Below are 11,916 nucleotides of genomic sequence, written 5' to 3'. Positions count from 1 at the left end.
CGCGAACATACGTCCGTGTGCGTGATCACTTCCACCGCCGGGAGGCTGTCACACACGGAAAACGGGCACCGAAGGCGGTGCCCGGGAAGCGGAACGAACGGTGCCGTTCCGCCCTGGCGCGGGCGGGACGGCACCGTTCGGGTACGGGGCGGGGCGGCTGGGGAGCGCCGGGCCGCGCCTCGGCGCGTCAGGGGGAGTGGCCGTGCCCGGCGCCCGACTCGACGGTGCCGCCCAGGCTGTCCCGCAGCGGCAGCAGCGCGTCACGGGAAGGGCCGGTGACCGACCAGCGGGTGCCGACGAGATAGGTGCCCCCGTACGCCTGAGCCTCGGTGAGCCAGGCGCGCTTCTTGGCGTCGCCGCTGAAGGTCAGGATACGGAAGACACCGGCGCCGGTGGTGCAACCGCCTTCCCGCAGTTCCTGCGCGTCGAGAATGATGTCGGCACGGCAGCCGAGAGCGGCGGCGATCCGTGCCATGGAGGCGGGCGGGCCGGCCGGGCCGGGGGAGGGGGCGGTGGGGTCGGCGGGCACGGTGTGCCGGGTGGGCTGGGGAGCCGGGGCGGGGGTGCCGTTCGCGTAGCCCGCCACGACGATCGCGCAGGCCAGGCCGCCCGCCGCCAGGAGGGGAAGGGCGGGCCCGGACGGTAACCTCATGGGGAGATCCGTTCTCTTCAGCGGCAGTCGCGACCGGAATTGATGCAGTCCACGGCCGTACGCATCAGCCGCTGTGGCATCAGGTTGATGAAGTCGCCGTGATCCGTGACCGGGTTGTGCAACTGGTCGGGGAAACTGTCCACCGCGTACAGCGTGTTCGGCGGAATGGCATAGGTCAGCCGCTGCACCAATCGCGGAACGGCCCGGAATCCGTTACGGCACTGCCCGTTCCGGCCCGGGAAGACCAGGTGCGTACGGTGATTGGCGCTGTCGACATTGCGCCCGTCCCAGCAGCTGGGAAAAACCAGTGACCGTACGACGTTGCTGCCTCGCGGACAGATCGGGTACTTGTTCCTCAGCTGCCGGTCCTCGAAACCGGTGCAGCTCCACGAGGCGTTGGCGTTGGCCGGGCCGTTGGTCAGCGCTTTCGCGTCACCGGTGAGATCGCGCAGGAAAGGCGGCATGGCGGTGACCTTTTCCGCCCCGCTCCCGTCGAAGGTCAGCGAGACCTCGGCGGGTCGTACGATCGTGCCCACATTGCCGTCCTGGCCCCCGCCGGGCGCGTCGGCGTCCTTTTCCCGCCCGTTGTCCCGCAGTCGCAGCACCGGCCAGTAATAGGCGGACCTGTCCCCGTTGCCGCACGTCGTGCCGGCCCCGGCCAGTTCGTTGTCGGAGGAGAACGCGTCCGTCGCCAGATTTCCGACGTAGTCGTGCAGGTGGTGAGCGCCGTTGCTCACCCCCGGCGCCACGATCAGGTTGTCCGGGTTGTTGTGACCGTTCTCGTTGCGCCCGCATTCCGACCGGAAGGAACCGCCTCGCCCGCCCGGTGATCCGCCGCCGCTGGTGTTCGGCCGTACGGTGGTGATGCCGACGAAATCGCTGCGGAACGGGCCGTTGTCCGCGCTGTTTCCGTCCCGCGCACCCCGGGGAGCGCTCTGTACGGCGGCGGTCCTCCCCGTCGTGCGGCACGCGCTGAGCCGGTCGAGCGCGCCGGGCTGCCCGCCGGCCCGGCGCAGAGCCTCCGTGATGCGTCCGATGGTGGCGCCGCGGTTCCGCTCCAGCTCGGTCAGCACCCGGTCCCGCGCGCCGGGGTCGGCCGACCAGCGCTGGAACGCCCTGGCGACCTGGCTCTCCAACTGCCCGAGTTTCCGGTTCACCTCGGGGGCTGCCTGCGCCGGAAGGCTGCGCAGCCGCTGGCCCACGTCCGGGCAGCTGATCGTTTGTCCGGCCACCGTGGCCTCGTCCCCCACTCCGCCCGCTCCCGGCCCACCTGCCCCCGGCCCACCCGCTCCGGTGCCGGCCAGCGCCTGGGCGGCGATCACCGCCGTACCCCCGCACGCCGCCAGCGCCGTGACGATCAGCGCTCCGCTCCGCTTCGACAGACGTGCTCTCTTGTGCGGACGTGTCGTCCTCCGCCGAGGACGCACCGCCCGCGCCGTTATCCGCTGCTGCCGTTTCATGACATCACTTCGCTTCACTTCGCGGGTGGCGGCGCCACCGTAGCCGTGCCGGGCCCGCCGGAGGCCGCCCGCCGTCGAGTGCTCCGAAATCGACCAGTCCGGTCTGTTCCAGGGCCGTGATGTGATCGAGGACGACGGTATTGGCACGTGTGGCCAGGTCCCGGATCACCGCATTACGGGTGTTCGCCCGTACTTGGGCGACGAGGGAGAACACCTTTCCGTGCGCGCGACGCGCCAGATTCACGAATAGCCGCTCGTACGTGTCGCCTTCGGCCGTGTCGAGCTGGGTGAGCCAGCCCTGCTGCTCCGGAGTCGGCTGTCCGGGGAGCGTGACGGCCAGCGCCCGGGCCGCGTCGGCGGCCCGCTGATTGAGATCGGTGTGCCCCTCCGCCAAATGCCGGCCGGCGTGCTGCACGGCCTGCCGCTTTCCGCGTCGCAGCGCCTGCCGGCCGGCGGGAAGTTCCCACAGCCCGGCCTGTCGTACCTTGGTGACGAATTCCCGGTCGAGCGGTGTCAAAGGGCCCGACGGTGTGTTCCACACCCCGGGCCCGTCGTTCCGCGCGGCGGGAACGGAACTGTCCGCGGCGCTGCCGCTGCTCGCGAACAACTGCACCGGCAGCAGAATGGCCACGGCCGTCAGGGAAAGACCGGCGACGACCAGCCCGGTGCCCACCGAGAACCGCGACCGCACACCGACGGTCACCGAACGCCGCCGTCCGACGCTTCGCAAGGTGCCCTCCTTCTCCGGGTGACGGGAAAGAGGACGCTAATGCGGAGCCGGGCCGCCACCGCCGTGTTGGCGCCAACCGGACAAAGAACCGCCACGGCGCCCATCGCTTGCTACAGTGCCCGGCCGCGCCGACCGGCGCGGGAATGCCGACCCGTACCCCTTTACGCCCTCACAGCCGGTGAAGCCCAGGGCGACACGCCGGTCGATGCGGGGCAATCGGGTGATTCGGTGCCGTCTGCGTCACCAACGGCAGCACAGCGTCAATACCTTCAGCAAACACAGCAACGCTGCCGGTCAGCCGTGGCCGACCGCAGCCGTACATGAAGGAGACGTCCCCATGTCCGCACCGCGCCGCCTGCTGACCACGGCCTGTGTGACCGCGCTCGCCCTCACCGCGCCACTCGGCGGCGGCCTCTCGGCGGCCGCCACCCCGGAGGGCCCGCGCCCGGTGCCCGCACCCCAGGGGGACCTGACCCGGGTGGGCAAGGGCAGCGGGGAGTTCTGCCTGGCACCGGGAGCCGGCCGCGCCCTCGCCAAGGCCCATGTACGGATGAACGCCGTCCGCCCGGCCCGGCTGACCGGCACCCGTGAGCAGCGGTGCGTCAGCGCACCGATCACCGGCGGGACGTTCGACCGCAGCCTCTCCAAGGGCGAACTGCGCTTCGACGGAGGCTTCGAGTTCACCCGCGGCGGCCGCTACCTGCGCGTCAACCACCTGAAAGCGGACTTCGCCACCGGCCGGATCTCCGGGGACGTCCGGGGCGCCCGGCCCGCCCGGGCGGCCTTCCTGGCGTTCACCCTGGACCGGAAGAACGTCCGGGTCTCCTCCGGCAAGGTCACGGCACGCATCACCTTCACCCTGACCAGCCAGGGCGCCGCGTCCTTCAAGAGCGCCTTCGGCACCGCCCCGGTCGAGGCGGGTGACCGGCTCTTCGAGGGCACCGGCACCGCCGACGTCCACATGCCCCACCCGGCCAACACCCTCCGCCCGGCCCGGACGACGCTCGATGTGCAGCAGTGACCGGTCGCGAGTGCTGAAACATGGGCTGCGTGCGCTGAACACCGGTTGCGTCCGTTGAGCACCGGCCGCGCTCACTGAATAGCGGCCGGGGTGGGCCCTACGTCCCGCGCGTCACGCACCCGACACAGGGTCCGCCCCGGCCGCCCTGCGCCCGGAGCCCGGTGACAAGATCAGTGCGGCCCCGGCCGTGATTCGGGACGCGTCCGGCGGCGGCACGGCGCAGCTACGGGCCCCGGCCACCCGGGTGCGGCAGAATCCCCGTATGCGTGTTGTGATCTTGAGTGGTGGAGAGAGTTCGGAGCGAGACGTCTCCCTGGCCTCGGGCTGGTCGGCCGCCCGGGCCCTGCTGGCACGGGGACACGAGGTGACGCTGGTCGACCCGGCCGCCGCGGCGCCGGTCCTGGCCGGGCCACTGGGTCCCGGGGACACGGTCGAGGGCGTCGCGGTCGGCAAGGAGCCGCCGTCCCGCGCGGAGCGCCACCGGCTGCGGTCCCGCATGCACGCCGCCCTGACCGGCGGCCCGGTCCTGGAACTGCTGCGCGGCGCCGACCTGGTGTTCCTGGCCCTGCACGGCGGTTGGGGCGAGGACGGGCACGTACAGGCCGTGCTGGAGATGGCCGGCGTACCGTTCACCGGCGCGGACAGTGCGACCTGTGCGGCGGCGTGGCACAAGGGGCGGACGCAGGCGGTGCTGGGCGCGGCGGGGCTGCGGGTGGCCGAGCGGGCACTGTGGCGGCCCGCGGCGTCCGACGTGCCGCCGGCCGTCGAGCGGCTGGTGGCGGCCGGGCCGGTGGTGGCCAAGCCGGTCGCGGACGGTTCGAGTGTGTCCGTCCACCGCGTCGACTCGCTGTCGCAACTGGCGCAGATCGCCGCCGAGCTGCGCTCCGAGGACGTGGAACTGATGGTGGAACCGTTCCTGCCCGGGCGGGAGTTCACCGTGGCGGTGGTCGGTGACCAGGTGCTTCCGGTGATCGAGATCGAGCTGACGACGCCGGTGTTCGACTACACGGCCAAGTACCAGCCCGGGGCGGCCGTCGAGGTCTGCCCGGCGCGCGTCCCGGACGACTTCGCGTCCCGGCTCCAGGAGCAGGCCCTGCGGGCGCACCGGGCCCTGGGGTTCGGCAGCGGCACGTACTCGCGTACCGACTTCCGCTGCGACGCGGCCGGCGAGCCGTTGTGCCTCGAAGTGAACGCGCTCCCGGGCCTGACGGCGACGAGCCTGGTGCCGCTCGCGGCGGCCGGGGCCGGCTGGACCTACCCCGACCTGGTCCAGCGCATCGTGGACCTCGCGACGCGCTGAGCGGGCAGCCCGCCGGGCCGGTGCCGTAGAGGGGCCGTAGCAGGGGCCGCAGTGGGATCAGGCGGTCGCGCGCAGGAGATGCAGATGGCCGTCGAGCGGGTAGAGCGGCGGCGACGCCGGCAGGATCCGGTCGAACCCGTAGCCGCACTTCTCCGCGACACGGCAGGACGCCAGGTTGTCCGCCTGGTGCAGGAGTTCGAGGCATTCCAGACCGTCGGCCCGGAACGTGTCGAAGGACCAGGTGGTCAGGGCTTGAAGGGCCCGGGGAGCCACACCTCGCCCCCGGGCCCACGCCGCGGTCCAGTAGCCGACCTCGGCGACGGGCTTGCCGGGCACGGCGCCCTTGAGCACCGCATTGCCCACCAGCCGCGGTGGCGCATCGGGGACGGCTTCCAGCACGGCGAAAGCGAGCCGGTCGCCCGCGGCCCAGTCCTCCTCCTGGACCGCGATCCAGCGCAGTCCGTCGGCCTCGCTCTCCAGCGGAGTGCTTTCCCAGCGGTACAGCTGCGGATCCCGGTACGCCTCGATCAGTGCGGCAGCGTCACCGCCGTTCCAGGGGCGCAGGGTGAGCGCGGGTGCGGCCGGCGTCGCGGCGGCCGTGAGTAAGACGGAGGTGTGCACCGGCCGATCATAGGCACTAGCACTCGCGTTCGGGACGGCTGAGGACCGACGCGACGGCTCGGCGCCTCCCCGTACGTACCGCTCCGGCACTGACCACGATGACCCTCGCGATCGTCATCCGTTCAGCCGCGGAAAGCGGGCGCCCGCGCGGGCGTTGTACCTGAGAACGTGACCTCCGTGAGTCCGTGAGGCCGTAGGCGTACTGGGCCGGTGCACGCCGCCGTTACGGGATCGGCTCGCCCGGCGGGACGAAGGCGTCGGCGCCGTCGGCGTCTTCGACGTACCCCTGGGCGTCGACCGTGATGGCGGTCGCCTTCCCCTGCGACGTGATCAGCCACGCCAGCACCTGTTCCGTCAGCGGACTTCCGCCAGGGCCCTGGTCCGTCCAGTGCACGCGCCACCCGTCACCGGGCACCGCGGCCACCACCTGGTCGGCCTGTTCGAGGTGGGAGAAGTCCTCGTAATCCATGACCGGGCGCAGGGCGCCGCGCTCGGTGTCGACCACGAGCGCCGCTCCGGTCGCCGGGTCCCAGGCCTCTACCTTGACCGTGCGCCCGGTCCTGGAATCCGTGCCGTTGAAGATGGCGGTCCAGCCGGTCTGATTGAAATAGCGAAAGTTCACTTCCGTATTGTCGCGTACCGCGACGGGCGCCCGTCCCGCGGCGACAATGGCTTGGCCTTCGCGTGCTGTATCCGCGCCTGTACTGGTGGTCTGTACCCGCCCCCGCTCCTGCCCCCGCTCCCTCCCCGCCCCCGGCGGCCCGAGATGACCGAAGCGCTTCTGACCGGACTGCTCGCCGGCTACGGCATCGCCATGCCGGTCGGCGCCGTGTCGGTGCTCATCGTCACGCTCCCCGCGCAGGTCTCGTTGCGCCACGGCCTGGCGGCCGCACTCGGTGTCGCCACGGCCGACGGGCTGTACGCGCTCGTCGCCGTCGTCGGTGGTGCGGCGTTCGCGGCGGTGATCGCCTCTGTCACCCGTCCTCTGCGACTCACCGCCGCGGCCGTACTCGTCCTCCTGGCCCTGCGCGGCCTGGTGACCGCTGTGCGCGCTCACCAGGCCGCTGCTCCCACAACCGCCGTCAGCGCGGTCTTCGTGGCCGCCGAGTTCGCCGCCTCGGCGAGCTGGCAGCTCCTGCTGGCCTCGGGCGGCGCCCTGTTCGGCCGTCTGCTCACCGGTGCCCGGGGCCGCCTGGCCATGGCAGTCCTCGGCAACAGCGTGATACTGCTGCTCGCTGTCCGTCTCGGCTGGACGGCCATGGCCTCCTGAAGAAGGGGCTGGGCGGCCTACTTGACGCAGGTCTCGTCGGCCGCCGGCAGTTTCCCGGTGGCCAGGTACCGGTTGACCTTGGCGTCCACGCAGGCGTTGCCGTACCTGCCGTACAGGGCGTGGCGGTCGGCGCCCTTGAGCGTGAGGAGCTTGGAGCTCGGCAGCAGGCCGTGCAGCGCCACACTGCTCCGGTACGTGGTCCGCGGGTCGCCGGTGGCGGCCACGATCAGGACCGGGGCGTCGCGTCGTACCTGGGTGGGCTCTTCGCGCGGCCGGTCCCAGAAGGCGCACGGGCTGATGTTGTCGGCCATCGCGCCGAGCAGCGGATGCTTGGCACGGCCGCGCTGGATGTCCCGCCAGTAGACCTCGGGGTCGCGCGGGGCGGCCTTGTCCCCGCAGAGGATCGCGGTCTGTACGCCGCCGGGCTGATCGTCGGTCTGGATGAACCGCAGTACGCCGATGAACTCCGGCGACAGCCGGGTCGGTTGCCCGGCCACGGCCTTGGCGAGTACGGAGAGCTGCTCGCCGAGCCCGGCCCGAGCCTGGTCGGTGTCGTCGGCTATCGCGGCGAAGAGCAGGAGCGGCACCTGCGTGTCGTCGATACGGTAGCGTTCCGGCGCGGTGCCGATCGTCAGCGGACGCCGCGCGGACGCTTCGAGGATCCGGCCGATGGTGTCGAGCACCTCGGCGCGCGTGCGGCCGAGGTGGTAGGTGGCGTCGCGGCGGGCCGCCCAGTCGGCCCAGGCAGCGAGGGCCTGGTCGTTCTCCTCGATGGCGTACTGCAGTTGTCGGGGAGTGTAGTCGTCGGGAGCGAGCGCCCCGTCGAGCACCACCCGGTCGAAGCGGCCCGGGAACATCTGGGTGTAGACGGTGCCCAGGTAGGTTCCGTACGAGTACCCCAGGTAGGAGATCTTCCGTTCGCCGAGCGCGCCTCGGACGACGTCCATGTCGCGAGCCGTGTTGCGAGTGCTGATGTGGGGCAGAACCGTCGGCGCGGCGGCCCGGCACTTGTCGGCCAGGCTCTTCTGGAAGGCGACCTGACGCTCGAAGCTCGCGCGGCTCAGACCGGCCGAGAGGAAGTGGGTGCCCACGGGCCAGCCGCAGTTCAGCGGGGTGCTGCGGCCGACGAAGCGCGGGTCGAAGCCGATGATGTCGTAGCGCGGCCCGACCTTCTTCATCGCTTTGCGGATGTCCGGCGGGGACGAGAGGCGGGCCCGCCGGGCCCGCCGTTGTTGAGCAGGATCGCACCGATGCGGTGGTGGGTGTCGGTCGCCTTGAGCCGGGAGACGGCGATGGTGATCGTGCGGCCCTGGGGGTCGGAGTAGTCGAGCGGTACGGTCGCGTCCGCGCACTGCACGCCGGCCCGGTCCAGGTCGCGGCCCATTGCGTCGTCGGGGCCCTTGGCGCAACTGCCCCAGCCGAGACGCTGGTGGTAGTAGCGGTCGAGCCCGGCCCCGGGACCGGTGCGGCGGTCGGCGGCATCCGCCGTACCCGCTGCACTGGCCGTGGCGTCGTGGTTCCCGGCGGGGGCTGAGGCGGGTGTGGCGGCATGGGCCAGGCCGGGGGATGCGGTGAGGCAGGCTGCCAGGGCCAGGCCGGCCGCCGCGGAGCGGCGCACGGTCGGGCGGGCGGCAGTCGCCTGTCCGGCCGAGGTCTCCGGGGCCGAGGCGGTCACCGGGTCCGGGGTGGTCGCCAGGTCCGAGGCAGGCACCGCTCCGGGAGAGGACATCGGGCCGGGGGCAGTCATGAGGTCTCCTTGGGCTGCTGACGACGAGTGGGAGCGCAGAAGGCGGTCTCGGCGGCGGCACGGTAGTCCGCTTCGGCCTGTTCGGTGCCGGGTATTGCGGTCAGGGCGAGCGCGATGCCCCGGCCGCCGGGACCGACAGCGCCCAGCGCACGGTGTCCGCCGGGCACCGTCCCGCCGTGCCCCCACCACCAGCCGCCGCACTCCAGCGGCGAGGCGATCAGCCCGAGTCCGTACCGGGCGCCGGGCCACAGCCGGTCCGGGTCGGCGGGCACGGTGCGCTTCATCTCGGCCAGCCAGCGCGCGGGCAGCAGTTCCCCGCCGAACAGGCCGCGGAAGAACCGGTTCACGTCGGTGGGCGTGGAGACCAGCGCGCCACCGGCGCCACCGAAGGTCATGTTCCACGCGGTGCCGTCGGACAGCGGCGCGCCCGGCTCGTCGGTGGCGGAGAAGTAACTGTGCGAGTGCGAACCGCGGATACGCGGACTGTCACCGGGCCAGTAGGTGTCGCGCAGGCCGAGCGGCCGCAGGATCCGGCGGGTCACTTCCGCCTCGACGCCGTGCCCGGTGACCTTCTCGACGATGAGGCCGGCGAGGAGGTAGTTGGTGGTCGCGTAGTGCCACTTCTTCTCGGGAGGCGGCATTTTCAGTGCGGTGGCGATCAGTTCGCGGGGTTCGGCGTGGCGGAACCGCCACTGTTCCACGGGCAGCTGGACGAGGGCCGCGGTGTAGTCGGGAAGGCCGCTGGTGTGCTGGAGCAACTGCCGTACGGTGATCGTGCGGCCGTCGTAGCCGTTGCCGCGGACCAGGCCGGGGAGGTAGCGCTCGACCGGCGCGTCCAGCGCGATCCGGCCCTCCGCGGCGAGCTGCAGGACGACCGTCGCGGTGAACGTCTTGGTCACGCTGCCGATCCTGAACCGGTCCTCGGCACGCATCGGGCGCCCGGTCTTCCGGTCGGCGACACCACGGGCGACGTCCCACCGGCCGCAGCGCGGGTCGCTCGTCTCGGCCGCGACGCCCGGTATCCCGTGCCGGGTGACGAGCGTGTCCAGGGAGGCGGCGAGCGTGCCGCGCGCTGCCGCACAGTCGGCGGATCCGGCCGAGCGTCCGGCGGGCCCGGTCGTCCCCGCTCCGGCCGAGCGTCCGGCGGTGCCCGGAGCGCCCGCGCCCGACCCGGCCGCTTCCGCGGCGGGCGCCACGAGGGCCAGTACGACCGATGCCGTCGCCAACGCCGCCGCGCACCGGCCCGGTCGGCGCGTACCGGCGGATGATCTCTTCACAAGGTTCGGTGTGTGTCTCACATCGACAGACGCTAGAGGCACAGGCGTCCGTCCGCACTGCGGAAATCCCGCCGTCACCAGGGTGGCCAACCCCCTGCGTTCGCGGCGGAATTGTGCTGCTTCTGCCCGCCTGCCCAGGCCCGAAGCGGTCGGCCCGGGGAAGGGGAGCGACACCCTTGCGCCGCGAGCGCCCCGTGTAGTCGGCTGTCCCTCATGGTGAAGCGGAGAATTGCCACACTGATCGCCTTCCTGGTCACCGGCTCCCTGGCCACGGGCGTACCGGTCCCTCGCGCCGAAGCCGCCGGGCCCGGCGCCGGCGGTGCGTCACCGGCCGCCGGTTCGTCCGCGCTGCCGGGCATCGATCTCGACACCGTGACGATCCCGGAATTGCGGACGCGGATGACGGACGGCTCGCTGACCTCCTCGGCACTGACCAGGGCCTATCTGTGCCGGATCAAGGCCGTCGACCCCAGGATCCACGCGGTCCTGCGCACCGACCCCACCGCCCTGCGCCAGGCCGCCGCCAGCGACGCCAGACACCGGCGCGGCGACACCCTGGGACCGCTGGACGGCATCCCCGTCCTCCTCAAGGACAACATCGACACCCGCGACATGCCCACCACGGCCGGATCGCTGGCCCTGGCCGGCAGCCCGCCGGACACCGACGCCGCCCTCGTGACGCGGCTCCGGGAAGCGGGCGCGGTGATCCTCGGCAAGACGAACCTGTCGGAATGGGCGAACTTCCGCGCGACGAAGCCGACGTCCGGCTGGTCGGCGGTCGGCGGGCAGACCCGCAACCCGTACGTACTGGACCGCAACCCGTGCGGCTCGTCCTCCGGATCGGCCGCCGCCCTCGCCGCCTCGCTGGCGCAGGTGGCGATCGGCACCGAGACGGACGGCTCCATCGTGTGCCCGGCGGGGATGACCGGAGTGGTCGGCCACAAACCCAGCCTCGGCCTGGTCAGCGGCTCCGGCGTCGTACCGATCTCCGCCGAGCAGGACACCGCGGGGCCCATGGCCCGTAACGTCACCGACGCCGCGCTCACCCTCTCGGTGCTCAGCGGCGGCGCCACCGGGCCCCGGCAGGACGCCGCCCGCGCCCTCGCGGAGGCGGCACAGCGGCACCCCGGGTCGCTGCGCGGCAAACGGATCGGGCTGTGGCGGCTGCCGTCGCTCGGCGCCGAGGTGGACGCCGTGATGTCCCGTACGGCGGCACGGCTGCGCAAGGCCGGGGCGCAGGTGGTCGAGGTGACGCCGCCCTACCAGAAGCGCCTCGCCGAGCTGGAGTTCCCCGCCCTGCTGAGCGAGTTCCACCGGGACATCGACGCCTACCTCGCCACCCGCAAGGGCCCGCGCGACCTCGCCGAACTGATCGAGTTCAACCGTACCCACCCGGCCGAACGCACCTGCTTCGCCGGTCAGGAACTGTTCGAGCAGGCGCTCGCCGCGCCGCCCACCACCGATCCGGGATACCGGGCGATGCGCGCCGAGTTGAAGGACCTCTCCCAGCGGTCCATCGACGAGACCCTGGCCGCCCACCGCCTGGACGCCATCGCCGCTCCGACGAACCCGCCCGCGTGGACGACGGACTGCGCACGGGGCGACAACGACGTGATCCCGTCGTCCACCCCCGCGGCCGTGGCCGGCTACCCGTCGCTGTCCGTCCCCGCCGGATTCGTGGGCGAACTGCCCGTCGGCGTACTCCTGACGGCCGGAAACCACCAGGACGCCGAGCTGCTGGCCCTGGGAGCGGCGATGGAGCACCGTCTGGACGCCTGGCGGGCACCGCGCTACCTGCCGACATTGGGCGAGGGCGGCTGACAACGGCGTCCGGCCGT

At 72.5% G+C, this 11,916-nt stretch carries 10 protein-coding genes and 1 pseudogene; 4 read left to right on the top strand and 7 right to left on the bottom strand.

Annotated features, from left to right (window positions below):
• Positions 1 to 187: 187 nt before the first annotated feature.
• Genes ACEXOX_RS04240 through ACEXOX_RS04230 form a run of 3 tightly spaced genes read right to left on the bottom strand, consistent with a single transcriptional unit; the run spans position 188 to position 2,842 of the window.
• On the bottom strand, positions 188 to 652 hold the full coding sequence (locus ACEXOX_RS04240) for a hypothetical protein (protein WP_406519156.1): 465 nt from the start codon (positions 650 to 652) through the stop codon (positions 188 to 190).
• A 17-nt stretch (positions 653 to 669) separates the two neighbouring features.
• On the bottom strand, positions 670 to 2,112 hold the full coding sequence (locus tag ACEXOX_RS04235; protein WP_406519155.1) for a DUF1996 domain-containing protein: 1,443 nt from the start codon (positions 2,110 to 2,112) through the stop codon (positions 670 to 672).
• Positions 2,113 to 2,116: 4 nt separating this feature from the next.
• Positions 2,117 to 2,842, bottom strand: coding sequence for a DUF4142 domain-containing protein (locus tag ACEXOX_RS04230; protein WP_406519154.1), 726 nt, complete (start codon positions 2,840 to 2,842; stop codon positions 2,117 to 2,119).
• Positions 2,843 to 3,179: 337 nt separating this feature from the next.
• On the opposite strand from ACEXOX_RS04230, the gene ACEXOX_RS04225 reads away from it, so the two are divergent.
• Together ACEXOX_RS04225 and ACEXOX_RS04220 are read left to right on the top strand one after the other, a co-directional pair.
• Complete coding sequence (locus ACEXOX_RS04225) at positions 3,180 to 3,863, top strand: hypothetical protein (RefSeq protein ID WP_406519153.1); 684 nt, start codon at positions 3,180 to 3,182, stop codon at positions 3,861 to 3,863.
• A 262-nt stretch (positions 3,864 to 4,125) separates the two neighbouring features.
• A complete protein-coding gene (locus tag ACEXOX_RS04220; protein ID WP_406519152.1) occupies positions 4,126 to 5,163 on the top strand; it encodes a D-alanine--D-alanine ligase in 1,038 nt (345 codons plus the stop codon).
• Positions 5,164 to 5,220: 57 nt separating this feature from the next.
• Here ACEXOX_RS04220 and ACEXOX_RS04215 read toward each other — a convergent pair whose 3' ends face one another.
• Positions 5,221 to 5,784: a GNAT family N-acetyltransferase gene (locus ACEXOX_RS04215; protein WP_406519151.1), complete on the bottom strand. Its 564-nt coding sequence runs from the start codon at positions 5,782 to 5,784 to the stop codon at positions 5,221 to 5,223.
• 223 nt (positions 5,785 to 6,007) lie between these two features.
• Positions 6,008 to 6,406: a hypothetical protein gene (locus ACEXOX_RS04210; RefSeq protein WP_406519150.1), complete on the bottom strand. Its 399-nt coding sequence runs from the start codon at positions 6,404 to 6,406 to the stop codon at positions 6,008 to 6,010.
• 144 nt (positions 6,407 to 6,550) lie between these two features.
• Between ACEXOX_RS04210 and ACEXOX_RS04205 the strand changes: the two genes are divergently transcribed.
• The gene (locus ACEXOX_RS04205) at positions 6,551 to 7,054 is read left to right on the top strand and encodes a LysE family transporter (RefSeq protein ID WP_406519149.1); all 504 of its coding nucleotides are present in this window, start codon (positions 6,551 to 6,553) and stop codon (positions 7,052 to 7,054) included.
• 17 nt (positions 7,055 to 7,071) lie between these two features.
• On the opposite strand, the pseudogene ACEXOX_RS04200 reads toward ACEXOX_RS04205, so the two are convergent.
• Positions 7,072 to 8,783, bottom strand: a pseudogene (locus ACEXOX_RS04200) (alpha/beta hydrolase).
• A 14-nt stretch (positions 8,784 to 8,797) separates the two neighbouring features.
• Positions 8,798 to 10,027, bottom strand: a complete 1,230-nt coding sequence (locus ACEXOX_RS04195) for a serine hydrolase domain-containing protein (protein ID WP_406519148.1) — start codon at positions 10,025 to 10,027, stop codon at positions 8,798 to 8,800.
• A gap of 264 nt (positions 10,028 to 10,291) precedes the next feature.
• Between ACEXOX_RS04195 and ACEXOX_RS04190 the strand changes: the two genes are divergently transcribed.
• The gene (locus ACEXOX_RS04190) at positions 10,292 to 11,899 is read left to right on the top strand and encodes an amidase (RefSeq protein ID WP_406519147.1); all 1,608 of its coding nucleotides are present in this window, start codon (positions 10,292 to 10,294) and stop codon (positions 11,897 to 11,899) included.
• Positions 11,900 to 11,916 lie beyond the last annotated feature (17 nt).

This window comes from Streptomyces sp. Ac-502 (assembly GCF_045222935.1).
GTDB classification, from domain to species: Bacteria; Actinomycetota; Actinomycetes; order Streptomycetales; family Streptomycetaceae; genus Streptomyces; species Streptomyces monomycini.
This window is presented reverse-complemented; position numbering and strand designations above follow the sequence as displayed.